The organism is Stenotrophomonas sp. NLF4-10 (genome assembly GCF_022359915.1).
Taxonomy (GTDB): domain Bacteria; phylum Pseudomonadota; class Gammaproteobacteria; order Xanthomonadales; family Xanthomonadaceae; genus Stenotrophomonas; species Stenotrophomonas daejeonensis.
In genome coordinates, this window is sequence record NZ_JAKSEE010000003.1 from 1844590 (window position 1) to 1863057 (window position 18468).

The following is an 18468-nucleotide window of genomic DNA, read 5'->3' on the forward strand; positions in this document are numbered from 1 at the left end:
CCGCCGCTCAGTGGCCGTGCAGTCGGAAACTGCCGCTCCAGCGCCGCATCGAGAACAGCCACCACAGCCAGCCGGCGGCGGCGATCAGGCCGCCGACCACGCCGATGTGGCCCATGCCCAGGCGCAGGCTGACCTGGCTGCCGACCAGCGCGCCGGCGCCGATGCCGATGTTGAAGATGCCCGAGAACAGCGCCATCGCCACGTCGGTGGCGTCCGGCGCCAGGTGCAGCACCTTGGACTGCATCGACAACGCGAAGCAGATCATCGCCACGCCCCATGCGGATGCCAGCGCGTACAGCGCCCAGGCATTGCCGGCGGCGCTGCGCAGGCCCAGCAGGCACAGCACCAGCGCGCCAATGGCGGCGAGCAGGAAGCCGCGCGGCCAGCGCAGGCCGAAGCGCGAGAACAACAGGCTGCCGACGAAGCCCATGCCGCCGAACAGCAGCAGCACCCAGGTGGTGACGTGGCCGCCGAAGCCGCCCACCTGCTGCACGAACGGCTCGATGTAGCTGTAGCCGGTGAACTGCGCGGTCACCACCACCATCACCAGCAGGTACAGCGCCAGCAGCGCCGGGCGGCGCAGCAGCAGCGGGATGCTGCTGGCCGAGCCGCTGTTGCGGCTGGGCAGCGGCGGCAGCAGGCGCGCCAGCACCAGCATGGCCAGCAGGGCGATGCCGCCGATGGCGATGAAGGTGGTGCGCCAGCCCAGCCATTCGCCGACCACGCGGCCCAGCGGGATGCCCAGCACCATCGCCACCGAGGTGCCGGTGGCCAGCAGCCCCAGCGCCTGCGGGCGCTTGTCGGCTGGCGCCACGCGCACCGCCAGCGAGGCGGTGATCGACCAGAACACCGCATGCGCCAGGGCGATGCCGATGCGGCTGGCCATCAGCACCGGGTAGCTCCCGGCCACGCCGGACAGCAGGTGGCTGGCGATGAACAGCGCGAACACGCCCAGCAGCAGCCTGCGGCGGTCGAAATTGCGGGTCAGCAGCATGCACGGCAGCGAGGTCAGCGCCACCACCCATGCATAGATGGTGAGCATCAGGCCGACCTGCTCGATCGGCTTGCCGAAGCTGGCGCCGATGTCGCTGAGCAGCCCGACCGGGACGAATTCGCTGGTGTTGAACACGAAGGCGGCCAGCGCCAGCGCGATGACGGCGAGCCAGCGCTGGCGGTCGCTGGGGGTGGGCGCGGCGGAAACGGGGGCGGCGGCGCCCGTCGCGGTGGACGGGCACGGGGAGGAGGCACGGGACATTGGGGGCAGGGCCGGTTCAGGCTGTCGCAGGCGTGGATTCTTGCATCTTTTCGCTGCACTGCAACAAAACGAATGCCTCGCCCGGACTTGCGCTCGTAGAGCGGGGCTTGCCCCGCTGGGCTTTGCCGGGAACGCCCCAGCGGGGCAAGCCCCGCTCTACGGGATGGTTTCCGTGCCCCCGTGCAATCGGGCGAAGAAAGGAACGTGGCCGGAAGGGCCGCCGCCTCAACCGTCGCCCAGCAGGCGGTTCCCGTCGATGCGCCCGCCCGGCCAGCGGCGCAGGCCGCGCTGGAAGAACAGGCTGTTGGGGATCTGCATCAGCGCGTCTTCGCTCGGGCCGCCGATTTCCTGCATCGTGGTGTAGATCAGGTTGATGTCGATGACCCGGCCCTTGAGGCCGGGTTTCTCGCCGTTCTCCAGCACCTCGATGTGGTCGCCGAGGCGGAATGGGCGGGTGGTGAAGATCAGGAGCGTGCAGAAGATGTTGGACAGTACGCTCCACGCCGCGAAGAACGCCACCGCGCCGACCGCGGCAAAGCCGGTGAAGGCGGTCCACAGCACCGTGGCCGACACGCCGACGCGGTCGAGGATGGCCACCAGCGTGCAGCTCCAGATGATGAAGCTGGACAGGCGCCGGATCGCCATTTCCATCGGCCTGGGCAGGGTGTAATGGCGGCCCAGCCGCGCCAGCAGGCGCCGGTTGAGCAGGCGCAGCAGCCAGGCGGCCAGCAGGATCGCGATGATCGACAGGGCGAGCTCCAGCGTGCCGACCCATTCGTGCATCCATTCCGGCAGGTAGTGCTTCATCGGGGTATCTCCTTGCGGGCCGCGGCCGTCGGCGGCGGCCCGTGGTGGTCAGGGGCGCAACGCGGCGGCGGTGTGGGCGGGGTCGCCGTCGTTGGCGCCGGGCTCGATGCCGAGCACGCGCGCAAGCAGCGGGTACACGTCGACGTTGTCGATGGGCGGGATCACCACGCCCTGCCGGAACGCCGGGCCGTGGGCGATGAACGGCGAGCGCATGTCCGGCAGCAGGTTGTCGTAGCCATGCTCGCCGCGCAGGCGGTGGCCCTTGCGCTGCATCTCCGTGCGGGTGGTGATCTGCCAGCCGGGTTCGCCGATGCAGATGTAGGCGGGCACCCGGCGGTGCCGGCCGTATTCGAAGCGGGCCGGGATCTGCCCGCGCGGCATGCATTGCATGTGCGCGTGCCGTCCCATCAGTTGGCGGGCGGCGGCCTCGCCGCCGGGCAGGGCGTCGAAGGAGGCATAGGCGCCGGTCCAGCCGAAGTCCAGGTGGCTCACGTCGACCAGGTCGTCGAGGAAGAACTCCATTTCCGGCCCGGTCGCGGCCATGCCGTGGTCGGACACCACCACCACGTTCACCCGCTGCCCCAGCCCGAGCGCCTCGATGCCCTGCAGCAGGTGGCCGATGGCGGTGTCCACCTCGCCCAGCGCCTGGTCCAGTTGGGGCGAGTCCGGGCCGTGTTCGTGGCCCATGCTGTCCACCCGGTCGAAGTACAGGGTGATGAAATGCGGGCGCTCGGCGGCGGGCAGCGCCAGCCACTCCAGCACCTGGCGGACGCGGTCCTCGGAGCTGACCGCGATGTCGAACGGGCGCCAGAACTCCGGGCGCGCGCCATGCACCGGCGCTTCCGACCCGACCCAGAACATCGCCGCGGCGCGGCCGCCCTGTTCGCGCACGCGGGTCCACAGCGGCGTGCCGTCGTCCCACCAGCGTTCGTCGCCGACGGTCGCCGGGTCGAACATGCTGAAGCGCACGCCGGATATCGACGGGTCGGTCATGAAGTTGGCGATGACGCCGTGGTGGTCCGGGCGCAGCCCGGTCACCAGCGTGTAGTGGTTGGGGAAGGTGATCGATGGGTACGACGGGCGCATGTACTCGGCGCGCACGCCGTCGTCGGCCAGCGCCGCCAGCGTGGGGGTGAGGCCGCGCTGCAGGTAGTCGTTGCGGAAGCCGTCGATCGAAATCAGGATCAGCGGCGAGGTGGCCTCGCGCGGCAGCGTGGCGGGAGTCGCGGTGGCGACGGGGGCGGCCGCGGGCACGCCGGCGCAGCCGGCCAGCGCGAGGGCCGCGCCGAGCAGGGCGGCGGAGAGTCGGAGCATGGAATCGCAGTGGGGAGTGGCGGAGGCCGATTGTCGGCCACCGGCCCGGCGCTGTCAGCCCGTGCCGGCGATGCGGGGATTCGTACGACCGGCTTTAAACCTTTTCGGCGGCGGTCGCATCCAATGGATATGCTCGCCGCCACCGTGACCGCCACCGCTTCCCATCCGCAGGCTGCCGACGACGCCACGCTGGCGCGTGCCGCTGCCGCGGGCGACGGCCATGCCTACGAATGCATCTACCGCCGCCATGCGCCGCGCCTGTACGCGCTGCTGTGGCGGTTGTGCGGCGGCAGCGCCGCGCGCGCCGAGGACGCGCTGCAGGAAACCTTCATCCAGGCCTGGCGCAAGCTGCCGCAGTTCCGCTTCGAGAGCGCGCTGGGTACATGGCTGCACCGGCTGGCGGTGAACACTGCATTGATGGAACTGCGCGCCAGCGCCGCGTTCGAGGCGCTGGACATCGGCGAGGACGGCATGGAGGTGCTGGCGGGGCTGCCGGCATCCATGCGCTGCAATGCCACCGGGCTGGACCTGGAGCGCGCGCTGGAAACCCTGCCGCCGCGTGCCCGCGCGGTGCTGGTGCTGCACGACATCGAGGGCTGGAAGCATCAGGAAATCGCCGAGGAACTGCGGATGGCCGTCGGCAGTTCCAAGGCACAGCTGCATCGCGCGCGTGGCCTGCTGCGCGCGCGTCTTGGAGAAACGCCATGAACCGACACGACGCCGACCACGACCACGACCACGACCACGAACACGAGCACGACGAACTGGCCGCGCGCCTGCGCCAGCTGCCGGCCGAACGCCTGCCGCCGGCCACGGCCTGGCAGGGCATCGCCGCGCGCCTGCGCGAAGAGCCGCGCCTCCGGCCAGCGGTCGCCGTCGTGCCCGCCCGGCGTCATCGCCGCTGGTTGCCCATCGCCGCGGCGGCCGCCGTCGCGGCCTTGGCGTTGCTGGGCACCGGCCGTTGGAGGGAACTGCACGAGCAGCCGCCGTCGCCGCCGGAATCGCCGCTGGAAGTGCAGGCCGATGCGCTCGCCGACCAATACCGGCAGGCGATCGCGGCGATCCCGCAGGACACCGTGCCCGCCGAACTCGTCCCCGCGCTGCACGAGCTCGATGCCAGCGCCGCCGGCATCCGCTCGGCGATCGCGCAGAGCCCCGACGCCGGCTTCCTGCTCGGGCAACTGCGGCGCACCTACGCGCTGCGCCTGGAACTCACCCGGCAGGGCCTCGCCGCCGCCGGTCTTGCCACCTGAAGGAGAACCACCATGAATGTTTCCATGCGATACCTGCTGGCCGCCGCTGCGCTGCTGGCCCCATCGGCGCCGGCACTGGCGCAGACCACGGTCAACGAACACCACGCGCTGTCCAGCGGCGGGCGGGTCGAGATCAGCAACGTCGCCGGCTCGGTGAGCGTGCGCGGCTGGGACCGCAACGAGGTGCAGCTGACCGGCACGCTCGGCGAGGGCCAGCGGCTGGACGTGCAGAACAGCGCCAACCGCGTGCAGCTGAAGGTGGTGTACCCGCAGAACGGCCGCAACAGCCGCGGCGCGGTGCTGGAACTGCGGGTGCCGCGCGGCAGCGAACTGCAGGCCGGCACGGTCAGCGCCGCGCTGGACGTGGCCGAGGTCGACCTGCGCCGGCTGCAGGCCAGCACCGTCAGCGGCGGCATCACCGCCGGCGGGCAGGCCGCCGAGGCCAGCTTCAACACCGTCAGCGGCGCGATCCGCTCGCAGCTGCGGACCCCACGGCTGGAATTGCGCACGGTCAGCGGCGCGATCAACGCGGCGGGCAGCAGCGGCGGCGACGTGGCCGCCAACTCGGTCAGCGGCGCGGTCGACCTCGACCTTTCCGCGGTGCAGCGGCTCAACGCCGAAACCGTGTCCGGCAGCCTCGGCGTGCGCAGCGCCGGCCTGCAGCCGGGCGGCCGCATCAGCCTGCAGACGGTGAGCGCGCCGATCTCGCTGACCCTGCCGGCGCGCACCTCGGCGCAGCTGAAGGTCAGCAGCTTCAGCGGCAGCATCCGTTCGGACGTGGGCGAGGTCGAGCGCCCGCGCTACGGCCCAGGCAGCCACCTCGACGCGCGCCTCGGCGGCGGCGATGGCGACATCTCCATCAACTCGCACTCGGGCAGCGTGCGGGTCAGCCTCGGCGCGCGCTGAGGCGGATCGAACGGAGGACGGGCGGCTACAATCGACGCTTTGCCACGTCTCTGGAGCCGCCATGCCCACTTCCTCCTGCCCGCAGTGTTCGCTGGAAAACGTCTATCCCGACGGCGCACTGTGGGTCTGCGCCGACTGCGGCCACGAATGGTCGCCGGACGAAGCGGCGGAAAGCGCGCTGGTGGTACGCGACAGCAACGGCAACGTGCTGGTGGCCGGCGACACCGTCACCGTCATCAAGGACCTGAAGGTCAAGGGCTCGTCGATCCCGCTCAAGCAGGGCACGGTGATCCGCAACATCCGCCTGGTCGAGGACGACGCCGAGCACATCGAAGGCAACTCGGACAAGATCAAGGGGCTGGTGTTGAAGACCTGCTTCCTGCGCAAGGCCTGAGCACCCCCGGGTACGGGGCGTGCCTCGTCATCGAGAAAGCCCCGTGTGGGGCAAGCCCCACACCTACGGCTTTCGCCCTGCTTTCATTGATGTGGGACGTGGAGGGGGGAGGCTTCGTGTGGGTGTGCCTTGAACCCGCGGCATTGCTTTCGTAGATGCGGGGCTTGCCCCGCATGGGGCCTTGCCAGGCAATCCTGACGCCTGTTGCGTGACTTCGCGGAAGCGTCAGCGCGACGCGTGGCGGGCGCTGATGCGGCGCAGGCTGTCGAGCTTGGACTGGTAGACCGCGCGCACCGGGTCGGTGCCGCCCAGTTCGCGGGCGCGCGCCATCTCGCGCATCGCGCGGCGGTTGTCGCCTTCGAGGAAATAGGCCCGCGCCAGCCCGAAATGGAACTGGTGGGCGCTGCCGTACAGGCGGATGGCGTGGCGGTAGGCGACCACGGCCTGCGCATAGTCGCCGCGGCGTTCGGCCGTCACGCCCTGCATGAACTGGTAGAACGGGTCGCGCGCGTGCACGCGCTGCAGGCGCATGGCCAGCCGCGCGGCCTGCTGCTCCCTGCCGATGCGGTGGTACAGCGCGCTGGTGTTGGACAGCGCCGAGGCCAGCATCGGGTCCTCCTGAAGGGCATTGTCGAGGGCGCGGGCGGCCGCGTCGAGGTCGCCTGCGCGGGTTTCCAGCACGCCCAGGTTGTTCCATGCCGGTGCGAAGTGCGGGTCCATCTGCAACGCCATCCGCAGGTGGGCGCGCGCGCCTTCGCCGTCGTGCGCGGCCATCAGCTCGGCGCCGCGGTTGTTGTAGAAGTGGGCCAGCGCGCGCTGGTCGGATATCGGCTGCGGGCCGCGGCGGTCGTAGAGCACGTTCTGGTCCAGGTCCAGCGTCGCGCGCCGGCCATCCACGCGCAGGCCGACGTTGACGTGGCCGGCGTTGTAGATCACGCCCTGTTCCTGGTACCAGCCGACCACCTGCCCGACTTCCTGCATGTGCGCCTCCAGCCCGGCCTCGCGCGCCAGCGCGACGAACAGCAGGGTGAAGGACAGGCAGTTGGCGCGCTGCTGCGCCCAGGTTTCGGCCACGGTCAGGGTGGCCGCGGTGTCGTACTGCAGGCTCGGCGTCTCCGGGTGCCGCGGCTGGAACACCAGTTCCACCAGCAGTTGCAGGCGCTTGTCGGATGCGTTGGCGCCGTGGACCACCTGCTCCTGCAACTGCTGGCGCAGTTCGGCCGGGATTGCCATCACCTGCTCGGGGGATGGCGGCACGGCGGGTGGGGCCGTGGTGATGGCGGCAAGCAGGGCGAAGGCATTCCAACCGATCATGACCGATACCCGGAAGGTTGCTGCGGCCCGGCCAGTGTATGCCTTTCGCCGGCGCCCGGAGGAAATCCACAGGCGGTGTGGATGGATGCCCGGCAAGGTTGTGGATAACCGTTGGCGGCGCCCATGCCGCGGGCGGTTGCGGACGCTGGCGAGGTTTTCGCCATGTCGGTGCGCGGCCGCTCCGGCGGTGGTCTGCTAGTATCCGCGGCCCCGACGCGATGCCGGCCACCTCCGGGCCTTTCCGCCAGCCGGCGCCTTCCGACCATGACGAAGTTCATTCCTTCCGCCGAGGCGCAGCTGTCGCTGGGTTTCGGCGGCGACATCCCGACCGAGCGCCTGTTCTTCGCGGTGATGCCCGATGCGGCCACCGCCGTGCGCATCGCCGAACTGGCCGACGGCCTGCGCGGGGAACACGGGCTGGATGGCCGGCCGCTGGCGCGCGAGCGCCTGCACGTCACCCTGCATCATCTGGGCGACTACGCTGGCCTGCCGCCGGGGCTGCTGGCCAGGGCGCAGCAGGCCGCGGCGCGGGTGCGCCTGCCTGCGTTCGAGGTTTGTTTCGACCAGGTGGGCAGCTTCAGCGGCAGCCGCCAGCATCCGTTCGTGCTGCGCAGCGAGCATGGCGCCGAACTGCTGCACGACCTGCACCGGGAACTGGCGCGCTGCATGCAGGGCGTCGGCGGCAAGCCGGAGCCGGCGTTCACCCCGCACCTGACCCTGCTCTACGACAGGCGCAGGCTGCCGCTGCAACCGGTGCAGCCGATGCGCTGGCTGGTGCGCGAGTTCGTGTTGATCCGCAGCTACCTCGGGCAGACCCGCTACCAGCTGGAAGGGCGCTGGGCGCTGGGTTGAAGCCGGCAACGAAGCATGTTTCCGTAGGAGCGACGTGAGCCGCGACCGGGGCTTTCCCGGTGAAACCCGGTCGCGGCTCACGTCGCTCCTACGCTCCCGGAATGCCCGCATGGATGACCTGATCCCGTTCCCCCTGCCTTCCGGCCAACTGGCCGAGATAGAGGCCGCGCACGCGCAGCCGCCACGCGCGTACCACCATTTCGGCCACGTGCGGGCGCTGCTGCGGCATTTCCACGACGTCGCCGCCGGCCCCGGCTGGCGGCAGCCGCGCGAGGTGGCGCTGGCGATGCTGTACCACGATGCGGTCTACGAGGCCGGGCGTGGCGACAACGAACTGCGCTCGGCGCAGCTTGCGCGCGAGTCGATCGCGCGCTGGCTGCCGGATGCCGGCATCGATGCCGGGCGGGTGGTGCAGCTGATCGAACTCACCGCCCGCCACGGCAGTCTGCGCGGCGACGAACTGGACGCCGACGCGGCGCTGTTCCTGGACAGCGACATGGCCATCCTCGGCGCGCCGCCGGAGGTGTTCGACGCCTACGACCGCGGCATCGCCGAGGAATATCGCGGCAAGGTGCCGGGCTTCCTGTTCCGCATCAACCGCCGCCGCTTCCTGAAGGGCGTGCTGGCGCAACCGCGCATCTTCTTCAGCGACTTCTTCCACGTGCGCCTGGATGCGCAGGCGCGGGAAAACCTGCGGCGGGTCTTGGGGGCCTGATTTCAGCTGCCTGACCTGTCTGTGTCTGCGCAACCAAGGGAACTTGACCGCCATCCAGGCAGCGGTGGGTCATTCGGTTACCCACGCTCGAAACCTTGGCGTTGCCTGATGACGGACAACCACCATGCGCCGTAGGATTGACGGGTACATCCTTCAAGGAACGAGGAGATATTCCCCATGCTGGGCTTGAAGTCACTGTTTCCCCCGGCCGACCCGTGGCCTTTGAAGTTCCGTTAGGGTTCACCCCCGTTTTCACGGACACTTACGAGAAGGCCGATCGAGGCCTGAGGAGTGTTCATGTCGAAGCGAAGGAAGTTCAGCGCCGAGTTCAAGCGCGGTGCTATTGAGCAGGCCAGCCAGCCGGGTGTGAGCTGTGCCCAAGTGGCTCGGGAGTTGGGGATCCGCGACACCCTGTTGACCCGCTGGAAGCGGGAAGCCCAGAGCCAGGGGGTGGTGGCTTTCGGCGGCAGCGGGACGCCCCGGGACGAAGAGCTGGCCCGCCTCAAGCGCGAGCTGGCCCGGGTGAGGAAGGAACGGGATTTTTTGCGAGAAGCGGCGACGTTCTTTGCCAAGGGATCATCCTGAGGTATCAGGTGATCGAACGTTGCCGCGACGCGTTTCCGGTTCGACTGATGTGCCGCTGCCTGAAGGTGTCGGCCAGCGGTTACTACGACTGGAGCCAGCGACTGCCCAGCGCCCGACAGCGCGACAACCAGCGCCTGGCCGCGCGAATCCGCGAGATGCACGAGGACAGCCGTGGCACTCTCGGCGCCGGTCGCATGCACGAAGACCTGGTCGATCAGGGCGAGTCGGCCAGCTTGAACCGCGTGGCGCGACTGATGGCGGCCGAGGGTTTGCAGGGCTGGCCGCGCCCGAAGCGGCGCGGTCAGCGCGGACGGCCGGCGCTCACGCCTCCGGGCGTGCGCAACCTGCTGGAGCGGGACTTCACCGCACTGGAGCCGGAGACCAAATGGGTCACCGACATCACTGAGATCAAAACAGGACAAGGCAAGCTGTATCTATGCATCGTGCTGGATTTGTTCGACCAGCGCGTGGTGGGTTGGTCGATGCACCACAGGCAGGACCGGCACATGGTGATCCGGGCGGTGCAGATGGCGGTATGGCAGCGGCAAGGCGCGGAGCCGGTGATCCTGCATTCCGATCGCGGCAGTCAATTCCGAAGCGGCGACTACCAGCGGTATCTGTCGAGAAACGGCCTGGTCTGTTCGATGAGCGCGGTGGGACACTGCGGCGACAACGCGGCCTGCGAAGGGTTTTTCGGCGTGCTCAAGCGCGAGCGGATCTACCGCACGAAGTACCTGACACTCGATGCAGCGAAGACTGATGTGTTCGAATACGTCGAGCGGTTCCATAACCCGAGGATGCGGCGAAGAGTCGCCAGGCGCGATCGGGAGTTCCAAGCTCTTTCACAACCGTCCGTGATTTCGGGGTAGAACCCCAATATCGACGATCAGATCAAGTATTTGGGCGAGAAGGATTCACAAATCTACATTCGTTATCTAGAAGGTCCGGGAACCCAAGGCAACCCGCTCACACGCACAATAGATGCAGTGCTTGGCTATACCTACGAAGAACGGCTGGAGAAGATGTATGCCGACTTGGTGGACAAAGCACAGGAGTGGAGGCGGGCGGACCCCAATGTCAATATCCGCGTGCTCAGCACTGGCTTCAGCCGTGGCGCCAGTCAGGCCGCCGGGTTCACCAATCTCCTGCATGAGCGCGGTATCGTCGATCCGACCAGCCGATCCTTCGATGCCAATGGCAAAATCATCTATATCCGCCACATCGCCCCACCCGGGATGACGCCCCAGGCCGTAGGCCTGTTCGACCCGGTTGCCACCGGCATCCCCGAGCGGTTCGACCGGCGCCTGGCGCCGTCGGTGGTGTCCGGCTTCCAGATCACCGCGCTGGACGAAACCCGCGCCAGGTTCCCCAGCGATCAATTGATGCCGCCAGACGTCTCCGCCGATGGCCGTTTCCTCAACGTGCAGGTGGGCGGTGCGCATTCGGACATCGGGGGCAGTTACTTGCGCGATGGTCTGGCCAGCCGCAGTTGCAACCTGATGGTGGACTACTGCAACGCCTTGCGCCCGGGCGTCTCCTTGCTGGAGAAGGTCCACGAACCCAGCGATCCGCGCCTGAACGTGGTGCACAACTCCCACGAAGGCATGGTGATTTACCAGTTGGACCGCCAGGTGGACCGGGCCACGGAAGGCGTGAGCGCACGCCTGGCGCCGGACAGGACCGTTGCCAACGATACCCTGCCGCACGCCCCCAAGCCGCTGTCGCCCGAGGTCGAGCGCGGCCCGTTGAACCGGGTGGCCATTGGCCCTGTGCCGGCGGAGCCGGGGGAGGTCGCGCTGGCGAACCTGCGCCGCATCGAAGCGGCCGAAGCGGCCGGTATCGGTCCAGTGCCGGGAGCGACCAAGCTGGCCCGCTCGCTGGGCCACGGTGCGGCGGTGGTCACCACGGGCATCGAGGTCGCCAAGACCGCCCACGACTACACCCGCCTGCGCAGTATGGGCAACCTGACCGCCGCCCAGGCAGCGGTGGGCCGTTCGGCCGGCACCGGCGCCGGGGCATGGCTGGGCTTCGAGGCGGGCTTGGCGGCCGGCAGCACGCTGGGGCCGGGCGCACTCGCCACGGGAGCGCTCGGGGCGGTCGTCGGTGGCGTGGCTGGCGACAAGCTGGCCGATGCCATCGAGCACAGACGCATCTATACCCAGCGCGGCAGCGACGGCCACACCTGGCAGGCCGACCCGGCCCATCCCGAACAGGGCTGGACGCGCACCCTGCCACCGCTGCCGACGGCACCGCAAGGGCAGCGCCTGACCGCCAGCCCGGCACTGGCCGACGAACTCAACTACAAGGCCGTGTCCAAAGCCACCGAACTGGGCCTGGCCGCCGCGACCGCGCGCGATCCGTTCAAGCTGCCGGCCAGTCGCGACGATACGTTCAGCGCCTACGGGGGCGACTGGATCCGCAACCCGGCCAACGGCGGCTGGCAGCGACAGCTCAACCACGACAAGCCCGGCCTGGGCTACACCGAGACCGCCCCGCCGGAACGGGCCACGCAACTGGACGCCCAGTCGCGCCAGATCATCGCCGACAATGCCGCGTGCAGCCCGACGACCCTCGCCGCCACGTTCGAGGTCCTGTATGCGCAGAACGACTGGCAGCGGCACGGCAAGGTACCGGAAGCGGTCGAAAACACCCTGGCGCACCCGGAACGGGTGGTGGCCTCCGATGGCCGGCACTACACCCGCGAAGCCGACGGCCAGTGGACGCATGACGGACTGCTGTGGGACAGCCACGCCGACGGCAACCTGCGCGCCGAACTGGATCTGGCCTTCGAGGCCCAGCGCACGCACGCCCAGAAGCTGCTGCAACCGGGCTTGGCTCCCGAGCGCGAAATCCCCACTCTGGAGACGCTCCGGGTCACCCCGTCGCCGGAACAACGGACCGCGGCGCCGGCGTCCGTCTCGGCATCCCTCAGGCTGGCCGAACCGCGGGCGACGCCATTGCCGGAGCGCCTGAGCGATGCCCAGCATCCGGGACACACTGATTTCCAGCGTGTCCTGATGGAACTCCACTACGCCGAGATCAACCGGGGCGTTCCCCACGGCCGGCACAGCGAGCAGGTGGCCGCCGCGTTGCTGGTGGAGGGCGAGCGCCAAGGCCTGCGCATCGACCGGGTGCGCATCGCCGCGGATGGTCAGGTTGAAGGCATCTGGCAGCTCAACGCCTTTTCCGACCCGAAGACGGTCCGGGTGGACCCTGGCAAGGCGCTGTCGATATCGCTGGAAGAACATTCACGGCAATGGGCGCATGCCCGTTCGCCGCATTTGGTCAGCAACGCTCCCGCCGCCGAACGCACGGTACAGCAGCAACAGGGGATCGCCTTGCTGTTGCCAGCCGATCAAGCCATGTTCGCCTGCATCCGTCAGGGCGTGCCGGGCCATATCGGCGACGACCAGGTGATGCGCGCCCTGCACGATGCCAAGCGGGCCGACATTGCTGGCCCCGACAAGATCGACCGGGTCATGATGGCCGAGAACCGGATCTGCATCGCGGGGATGGTACCGGGGTTTCGCTCGGTGACCGAGATTGCCCAGGCGGCACCGCCATTGCAGGAGAGCGTGGAGCAGGTGCAAGCGCTCAACCAGCAGCGCGAACAGCAGTTGGCGATGGGACAGCAACAGCGCCACCAGGACGGTCCCGGTGGGCGTGGCGCCCCGGGTATGGGGTAGGGAAGAAACACGACCGCAACGGCGACCATCCCCTCGGGTTTGATGGCCTAGAATCCATGGGTTCTGTCTTGCCTGATTGGTCGCAATGCCCGCCGTGGTGACTCCGATTCCCGTTATCGATCCAGATCCAAGGCCCTTGCCGCCGGAGGAACCGGGCCCCAACGAATGCTGCGGCAGCGGTTGCCCGTTGTGCGTGCTGGACCTGTATGCCGACGAGCTGGCGCGCTACCGGCAGGCGCTGGCCGAGTGGAAGCAGCGGCACCCGGAAGCGGAAGGCTGACCGCGCAACGGCCCGTCTTGCGGATAGGCTGGCATCTCCTTGCCGATTCCCGGATCACCTTGGACACGACTGCTTCCCTGCCCATGCGATTGAAGCGATATGCGGCCTTGTCCGCGCTGTCTGCGTTGCTGTTGTTCACAGCCACCGCGGTGTGCCTGCAATTCGCGCGCGACGACCTGGACTGGGTGCGCGCCACCCTCAGCCTGTACCTGCACGGGCCGCACGGCTTGCTGCTGCGTACGGCCTATTGCGTACTGGCGGCCGGCATAGCCGTATTGGCACTGGCCCTGTATCTGGACATGCAGGGACGGGCTCGCCGCGGGCTGCCGTTGGTGCTGTTCTGTACCGCCGGGCTGGGGCTGACCACGGTGGCGGTGGGCGACAGCTGGTTGCCGGAGCACGCGCCGCTGCTGGCGCCGCTGGTGCATGGGCTGGCGGCGCAGGCCGCGTTCCTGTGCGTCACCGTGGCGATGCTGGTGCAGGCCTGGTGCTTCGGCCGCGATGCGCGCTGGCATGGCCGGCACCGGCTGGCGTGGTGGTGGGCATGGCTGGCGTTCGCCGGCCTGTGGCTGCACGTGCTCTGGCGCGGCAGCCCGCGCGGGCTGGGGCAGAAGTTGGTGATCGCGCTGGTGGTGGGCTGGCTGGCGTGGGCCGCCGCAGGCCTGTGGCGGCAGGCGCGAAGTAACGGCTGAAACCGCCGCTTCGCGGCACAATGGCGGCCACATTCATCGGAGGCAAACCATGATCGAACGCTACGACACCGGCCCGCGCATGTCGGAAATGATCGTCCACCACGGCGTGGCCTACCTCGCCGGGCAGGTGCCGGAAGACACCGGCGCCGACATCGTCGGCCAGACCGAGCAGGTGCTGCAGGCCATCGACGACCTGCTGCGGCTGGCGCCGACCGACAAGAGCCACATCCTGCGCGCGGAGATCTTCCTGGCCGACATGGCCGATTTCGCCGGCATGAACGAAGCCTGGGACAAGTGGGTGCCGCAAGGCGCCACCCCGGCGCGCGCCACGGTGCAGGCCAGGCTGGCCAACCCGGAGTGGAAGATCGAGATCGTGATCACCGCGGCGGTGCCGTAAGCCGCTGATGACACCGTAGGAGCGCACCTTGGTGCGCGATGAAGCTTCCCCGGTAACGCCCATCGCGCACCAAGGTGCGCTCCTACAAGGGTTTCAGGTCGATGCAGTCCACCGGGCACGGCGGGATGCACAGCTCGCAGCCGGTGCACAGGTCGGCCAATACGGTGTGCATGAATTTGGCGCCGCCGACGATGGCGTCCACCGGGCAGGCCTGGATGCACTTGGTGCAGCCGATGCAGTCGGCCTCGACGATGACCGCCACCTGCGCCGGCTTGTGCTCGCCGCGGCTGCGGTCGAAGGGCACCGCCGGCAGGTGGAGGACGTGCGCCAACGCGCGCGCGCCCGCATCGCCGCCGGGCGGGCAGCGCTCCACGCCGGCCGCGCCGCGGGCCATCGCCTCGGCATAGGGGCGGCAGCCGTCGAAGCCGCATTGCCCGCACTGGGTCTGCGGCAGTATGCGGTCGAGGCGTTCGATCAGGTTTTCCGGCGTGTCCTGCATGCGTGGCGGTGGCTGCGCGTCTGTTGTGTCAGGGAAGCGGCTTGCCGCGATACCAGCGTTCGTGCGCCAGCGCCAGCATCGGCTTGTCCTCGCGGCTGTCGCCGTAGGCGTGGATGCGTTGGAAGCGATCCAGATCGAACCGCTCGCGGATGTGCGCGACCTTGCGCGGCCCGCAGTCGCCGCCGGCATAGCGGCCGGTGAGGCGGCCGTCCCGCGCTTCCAGCCGGTTGCAGATCAGCTGCAGGCCCAGTTCGTCGCACCACGCCTGCAGGTACAGGTCGATGGAGGCGGTCACCACCACCACCGTGTGGCCCTGTTCGCGGTGCCAATGGATCTGTTCCAGCATCTCCGGGCGCAGCATGCCGGGCAGGTGTTCGCGGGCATAGTCGCCCGCCATCTGCGTGATCTCGCCGGCATGGCGGCCGCTGAACACCTGCGAGGTGACGCGGGCGCGGATGCGCTCGGCCGAAATCAGCCGCAGCCGGTAGGCCAGCAGCCACGGCCCCACCCGCCACCACGCTTGCGCATGCTGCTCGGGCGTCGCCACCCGCTGCAGGAAGCGACTGTAGGTGTCGCAGCGGGTGACGGTGTGGTCGAAGTCGAACAGGGCCAGTTGCATGGGGAAGGGCAGGGAACGGGGGATGTGGGAACGGGGAATGACGCATCATCGGAGCAGTCGGCGTGATGCTGCGGCCGGCCATCAGGTTGCACTACTGCTGCATTCCCTGTTTCCCGTTCCCCAGTCCCCGCTTCACCGCACCGGCATGCCCGGCTGCGCGCCCGCATCGGCGTCGAGCAGCGCCAGCGCGCCGCCGTCGAAGCCGGCCGACAGGATCATGCCTTCGCTCAGGCCGAAGCGCATCTTGCGCGGGGCCAGGTTGGCGATGAACACCACGCTGCGGCCGACCAGCTTTTCCGGCTCGGTGTAGCTGGCGCGGATGCCGGAGAAGATCTGGCGCTGGCCGAGGTCGCCGGCGTCGAGCAGGAAGCGCAGCAGCTTGTCCGAGCCTTCGACGAAGCCGCATTCGAGCACCTTGCCAATGCGCAGGTCGAGCTTGGCGAAGTCGTCGATGCCGATGCAGGCGGTGCCGCCTTCGGCCTTCACCTCCGGCTTGGTTTCCGCTTTCACCGGCTTGGCGTCGGTGGCGGGTGCGGCGGCGAGGGTGTCCTTGGAGGCGTCGGTCATGGCGTCGATCATCTTCGGGTCGATACGGGTGAACAGCGCCACGTAGGGCGCGATGGTGTGGGCGGTGAGCGGGGCGGCGATGTCGTCCCAGCCATGCATCGGCGCGGCGAGGAAGCCTTCGGCCTGCTGTGCGGTGCGCGGCAGCACCGGCTTGAGCGCGGCCACCAGCACGCGGAACAGGTTCAGGCCCTGGGTGCAGACCGCCTGCAGTTCGGCATCGCTGCCGTCCTGCCTGGCGATCACCCACGGCTTGGTGTCGTCGATGTACTTGTTGGCCTCGTCGGCCAGCGCCATGGTCAGGCGGATCGCCGCGGCCGGGTCGTTGCGCTCGTAGGCCTCGCGCACCGGCGCCAGCGCGGCGACGAAGCGGTCGTACTGGGCCGGGTCCGGCAGCGCGTCGGCGAGCCTGCCGTCGAAGCGCTTGGCGATGAAACCGGCGCAGCGGCTGGCGAGGTTGACGAACTTGCCGACCAGGTCGGCGTTCACCCGCGCGGTGAAGTCGGACAGGTTCAGGTCGAGATCATCGACCCCGCCGGAGGATTTGGCGGCGAAGTAGTAGCGCAGCGCCTCCGGGTCCAGGCCGACGTCGAGGTAGGTGCGGGCCATCACGAAGGTGCCGCGCGACTTGCTCATCTTCGCGCCATCGACGGTCAGGTAGCCGTTGACGTGCAGCCGGGTCGGCGCGCGCAGGCCGGCGCCATGCAGCACCGACGGCCAGAACAGGCCGTGGAAGTTGACGATGTCCTTGCCGATGAAGTGGTGCAGTTCGGTTTCGCTGCCGGCGGCCAGCACCGCGTCGAAGTCGTCGCCGGTCTTGGCGCACAGGTTGCGGAAGCTGGACAGGTAGCCGATCGGCGCGTCCAGCCACACGTAGAAATACTTGCCCGGCGCGCCAGGGATCTCGAAGCCGAAATAGGGCGCGTCGCGCGAGATATCCCACGCGCGCAGGCCGCCCTCGGCGTCCAGCCACTCGGCCAGCTTGGCCTTCACGCCCGGCAGCGCGACGTCGCCGGCCAGCCATTGCCGCAGGAAATCCTGGAAGCCGCCGACCTCGAAGAAGTAGTGCTCCGAATCGCGGATCTCCGGCGTGGCGCCGGAGACCACCGACTTCGGCTCGATCAGGTCGGTGGGGCCATAGGTGGCGCCGCAGACCTCGCAGTTGTCGCCGTACTGGTCCGGCGACTTGCACTTCGGGCAGATGCCCTTGATGTAGCGGTCGGGCAGGAACATGCCCTTGGCCGGGTCATAGAACTGCGCCACCGAGCGGCGGCCGATGTGGCCGGCGACGTCGAGCTTGTTGTACAGCGCCTCGGTCAGCTCGCGGTTGGCGGCCGAGTTGGTCGAATCGTAGTGGTCGAAGGCGACGCCGAACGCGGCGAAGTCGCGCTCGTGGCTGGCCTGGATGTTGGCGATGAAGGTTTCCGGGGTCACCCCGGCCTTCTCGGCGGCGAGCATGATCGGCGTGCCGTGGGTGTCGTCGGCGCAGACGTACCAGACCTTGTCGCCCAGCAGCCGCCGCGCGCGTACCCAGATGTCGGCCTGGATGTAGCCGACCAGATGGCCCAGGTGCAGCGGGCCATTGGCATAGGGCAGGGCGTTGGTGACGAGTGCGGTACGGGTCATGGCCGTTGGGGAGAACAGGGGGACCGCGAATTATCGCATGCCGTGTCTTGCTGGCCGGGAAACCGGGCTTGAATGCAGGAAACCCGGCCGGAGCCGGGTTTGATGTTCGCAGGTGCGGGGCTTCATCGGGAAAGCTTCATGCGGGGCGAGCCCCGCATCCACGAGGCTTACATCCGCTCCCACACCTGCGACTTGCAGATGAAGGCGATGCAGCCGGACACCTGCAGCTTGGCGCCGCCCTCGATCAGCTCCATCTTGGACTTGTAGACCTTGCCCTCGTCGGGCTTGAGGATGCTGCCGCCGCTCCACTTGTTGGCGCCGTCGGCGCGCATGCCGCGGATGATCTCCATGCCGGTGATCGGCTTGTCCTTGCGGTCGTCGCTGCACTTGTCGCAGGTCGGGTTGGGGCGGCTGGGGTTGAGCAGCTCGACGATGCGGCCGTTCAGGGTGCCGTTGCCGGCGCGGCCGATCTCGACGATGGACTTGGCGCGGTGGGTGTCCGGGTCGATCTGGCGCCAGCGGCCTTCGGCACTGGCGTTGTCGGCCTGGGCGGCGGTGATGCCGGCCAGCGCCAGCGGCAGGGCGAGCAACAGGGTCGTGACGGTCTTGCGCATGTATCCCCTCCCAGGGCGTGTGTCGTGGTCCGGAAGATGCCGGTTGCCGGCGAATGTATACCCATTCGCCGGAGTACGGAATCCGCACCGCAGCAC

Annotated in this window: 19 protein-coding genes; 11 read left to right on the forward strand and 8 right to left on the reverse strand. The window is 69.0% G+C overall.

Annotated features, from left to right (window positions below; genetic code table 11):
- Positions 1 to 7: 7 nt before the first annotated feature.
- The 3 genes from MIC98_RS08655 to MIC98_RS08665 form a co-directional block, all read right to left on the reverse strand.
- The gene (locus tag MIC98_RS08655; protein WP_239736866.1) at positions 8 to 1255 is read right to left on the reverse strand and encodes a sugar transporter; all 1248 of its coding nucleotides are present in this window, start codon (positions 1253 to 1255) and stop codon (positions 8 to 10) included.
- A gap of 225 nt (positions 1256 to 1480) precedes the next feature.
- The gene (locus tag MIC98_RS08660) at positions 1481 to 2062 is read right to left on the reverse strand and encodes a mechanosensitive ion channel family protein (RefSeq protein ID WP_239736867.1); all 582 of its coding nucleotides are present in this window, start codon (positions 2060 to 2062) and stop codon (positions 1481 to 1483) included.
- Positions 2063 to 2110: 48 nt separating this feature from the next.
- On the reverse strand, positions 2111 to 3376 hold the full coding sequence (locus tag MIC98_RS08665) for an ectonucleotide pyrophosphatase/phosphodiesterase (RefSeq protein WP_239736868.1): 1266 nt from the start codon (positions 3374 to 3376) through the stop codon (positions 2111 to 2113).
- Between the two features lie 129 nt (positions 3377 to 3505).
- On the opposite strand from MIC98_RS08665, the gene MIC98_RS08670 reads away from it, so the two are divergent.
- From MIC98_RS08670 to MIC98_RS08685, 4 genes are all read left to right on the forward strand, one after another.
- A complete protein-coding gene (locus tag MIC98_RS08670; RefSeq protein WP_239738109.1) occupies positions 3506 to 4084 on the forward strand; it encodes a sigma-70 family RNA polymerase sigma factor in 579 nt (192 codons plus the stop codon).
- Positions 4081 to 4629, forward strand: a complete 549-nt coding sequence (locus MIC98_RS08675; RefSeq protein WP_239736869.1) for a hypothetical protein — start codon at positions 4081 to 4083, stop codon at positions 4627 to 4629. Before MIC98_RS08670 ends, MIC98_RS08675 begins: the two co-directional genes overlap by 4 nt.
- A gap of 24 nt (positions 4630 to 4653) precedes the next feature.
- Positions 4654 to 5535: a DUF4097 family beta strand repeat-containing protein gene (locus MIC98_RS08680; protein WP_057642102.1), complete on the forward strand. Its 882-nt coding sequence runs from the start codon at positions 4654 to 4656 to the stop codon at positions 5533 to 5535.
- Positions 5536 to 5596: 61 nt separating this feature from the next.
- Positions 5597 to 5929 carry a zinc ribbon domain-containing protein YjdM gene (locus MIC98_RS08685; protein WP_057642101.1) on the forward strand — a complete coding sequence of 111 codons (333 nt, stop codon included), beginning with the start codon at positions 5597 to 5599 and terminating at the stop codon, positions 5927 to 5929.
- A gap of 225 nt (positions 5930 to 6154) precedes the next feature.
- Here the strand turns inward: MIC98_RS08685 and MIC98_RS08690 are convergent, their stop codons facing one another.
- Entirely contained in the window at positions 6155 to 7243 is a 1089-nt protein-coding gene (locus MIC98_RS08690; RefSeq protein ID WP_239736870.1) for a tetratricopeptide repeat protein, read from the reverse strand.
- Between the two features lie 264 nt (positions 7244 to 7507).
- Between MIC98_RS08690 and thpR the strand changes: the two genes are divergently transcribed.
- The 7 genes from thpR to MIC98_RS08725 all read left to right on the forward strand — a co-directional run bounded on the left by thpR (position 7508) and on the right by MIC98_RS08725 (position 14450).
- Complete coding sequence (gene thpR, locus MIC98_RS08695; RefSeq protein ID WP_239736871.1) at positions 7508 to 8095, forward strand: RNA 2',3'-cyclic phosphodiesterase; 588 nt, start codon at positions 7508 to 7510, stop codon at positions 8093 to 8095.
- Between the two features lie 109 nt (positions 8096 to 8204).
- The gene (locus MIC98_RS08700) at positions 8205 to 8810 is read left to right on the forward strand and encodes a hypothetical protein (protein ID WP_239736872.1); all 606 of its coding nucleotides are present in this window, start codon (positions 8205 to 8207) and stop codon (positions 8808 to 8810) included.
- Between the two features lie 297 nt (positions 8811 to 9107).
- Positions 9108 to 10264 (forward strand): IS3 family transposase gene (locus MIC98_RS08705; protein WP_239734866.1). Its coding sequence is split into 2 segments (ribosomal slippage): positions 9108 to 9348 and positions 9348 to 10264, totalling 1158 coding nucleotides; the frame shifts between segments, so codons are not numbered across the junction.
- 117 nt (positions 10265 to 10381) lie between these two features.
- A complete protein-coding gene (locus tag MIC98_RS08710; protein WP_345772155.1) occupies positions 10382 to 13081 on the forward strand; it encodes an XVIPCD domain-containing protein in 2700 nt (899 codons plus the stop codon).
- An 85-nt stretch (positions 13082 to 13166) separates the two neighbouring features.
- Entirely contained in the window at positions 13167 to 13361 is a 195-nt protein-coding gene (locus MIC98_RS08715; protein ID WP_057640597.1) for an oxidoreductase-like domain-containing protein, read from the forward strand.
- Between the two features lie 83 nt (positions 13362 to 13444).
- On the forward strand, positions 13445 to 14053 hold the full coding sequence (locus tag MIC98_RS08720) for a DUF998 domain-containing protein (protein ID WP_239736874.1): 609 nt from the start codon (positions 13445 to 13447) through the stop codon (positions 14051 to 14053).
- 49 nt (positions 14054 to 14102) lie between these two features.
- Positions 14103 to 14450 (forward strand): RidA family protein, encoded by a 348-nt coding sequence (locus MIC98_RS08725; protein ID WP_057640595.1) that lies wholly within the window; start codon positions 14103 to 14105, stop codon positions 14448 to 14450.
- 82 nt (positions 14451 to 14532) lie between these two features.
- Here MIC98_RS08725 and rnfB read toward each other — a convergent pair whose 3' ends face one another.
- The 4 genes from rnfB to MIC98_RS08745 all read right to left on the reverse strand — a co-directional run bounded on the left by rnfB (position 14533) and on the right by MIC98_RS08745 (position 18372).
- Positions 14533 to 14949: an Rnf electron transport complex subunit RnfB gene (gene rnfB / locus MIC98_RS08730; protein WP_239736875.1), complete on the reverse strand. Its 417-nt coding sequence runs from the start codon at positions 14947 to 14949 to the stop codon at positions 14533 to 14535.
- 28 nt (positions 14950 to 14977) lie between these two features.
- Positions 14978 to 15568: an HAD family hydrolase gene (locus MIC98_RS08735; RefSeq protein ID WP_239736876.1), complete on the reverse strand. Its 591-nt coding sequence runs from the start codon at positions 15566 to 15568 to the stop codon at positions 14978 to 14980.
- A 132-nt stretch (positions 15569 to 15700) separates the two neighbouring features.
- Positions 15701 to 17758, reverse strand: a complete 2058-nt coding sequence (metG, locus tag MIC98_RS08740) for a methionine--tRNA ligase (protein ID WP_239736877.1) — start codon at positions 17756 to 17758, stop codon at positions 15701 to 15703.
- Positions 17759 to 17925: 167 nt separating this feature from the next.
- On the reverse strand, positions 17926 to 18372 hold the full coding sequence (locus MIC98_RS08745) for a DUF2147 domain-containing protein (RefSeq protein ID WP_239736878.1): 447 nt from the start codon (positions 18370 to 18372) through the stop codon (positions 17926 to 17928).
- Positions 18373 to 18468: the final 96 nt, after the last annotated feature.

Excerpts from the sequence above, each read along its gene's own strand:
- MIC98_RS08655 (WP_239736866.1), bottom strand. The coding sequence starts at position 1,255 with ATGTCCCGTGCCTCCTCCCCGTGCCCGTCCACCGCGACGGGCGCCGCC.
- MIC98_RS08660 (WP_239736867.1), bottom strand. The coding sequence starts at position 2,062 with ATGAAGCACTACCTGCCGGAATGGATGCACGAATGGGTCGGCACGCTG.
- MIC98_RS08665 (WP_239736868.1), bottom strand. The coding sequence starts at position 3,376 with ATGCTCCGACTCTCCGCCGCCCTGCTCGGCGCGGCCCTCGCGCTGGCC.
- MIC98_RS08670 (WP_239738109.1), top strand. The coding sequence starts at position 3,506 with ATGCTCGCCGCCACCGTGACCGCCACCGCTTCCCATCCGCAGGCTGCC.
- MIC98_RS08675 (WP_239736869.1), top strand. The coding sequence starts at position 4,081 with ATGAACCGACACGACGCCGACCACGACCACGACCACGACCACGAACAC.
- MIC98_RS08680 (WP_057642102.1), top strand. The coding sequence starts at position 4,654 with ATGCGATACCTGCTGGCCGCCGCTGCGCTGCTGGCCCCATCGGCGCCG.
- MIC98_RS08685 (WP_057642101.1), top strand. The coding sequence starts at position 5,597 with ATGCCCACTTCCTCCTGCCCGCAGTGTTCGCTGGAAAACGTCTATCCC.
- MIC98_RS08690 (WP_239736870.1), bottom strand. The coding sequence starts at position 7,243 with ATGATCGGTTGGAATGCCTTCGCCCTGCTTGCCGCCATCACCACGGCC.
- thpR (WP_239736871.1), top strand. The coding sequence starts at position 7,508 with ATGACGAAGTTCATTCCTTCCGCCGAGGCGCAGCTGTCGCTGGGTTTC.
- MIC98_RS08700 (WP_239736872.1), top strand. The coding sequence starts at position 8,205 with ATGGATGACCTGATCCCGTTCCCCCTGCCTTCCGGCCAACTGGCCGAG.
- MIC98_RS08715 (WP_057640597.1), top strand. The coding sequence starts at position 13,167 with ATGCCCGCCGTGGTGACTCCGATTCCCGTTATCGATCCAGATCCAAGG.
- MIC98_RS08720 (WP_239736874.1), top strand. The coding sequence starts at position 13,445 with ATGCGATTGAAGCGATATGCGGCCTTGTCCGCGCTGTCTGCGTTGCTG.
- MIC98_RS08725 (WP_057640595.1), top strand. The coding sequence starts at position 14,103 with ATGATCGAACGCTACGACACCGGCCCGCGCATGTCGGAAATGATCGTC.
- rnfB (WP_239736875.1), bottom strand. The coding sequence starts at position 14,949 with ATGCAGGACACGCCGGAAAACCTGATCGAACGCCTCGACCGCATACTG.
- MIC98_RS08735 (WP_239736876.1), bottom strand. The coding sequence starts at position 15,568 with ATGCAACTGGCCCTGTTCGACTTCGACCACACCGTCACCCGCTGCGAC.
- metG (WP_239736877.1), bottom strand. The coding sequence starts at position 17,758 with ATGACCCGTACCGCACTCGTCACCAACGCCCTGCCCTATGCCAATGGC.
- MIC98_RS08745 (WP_239736878.1), bottom strand. The coding sequence starts at position 18,372 with ATGCGCAAGACCGTCACGACCCTGTTGCTCGCCCTGCCGCTGGCGCTG.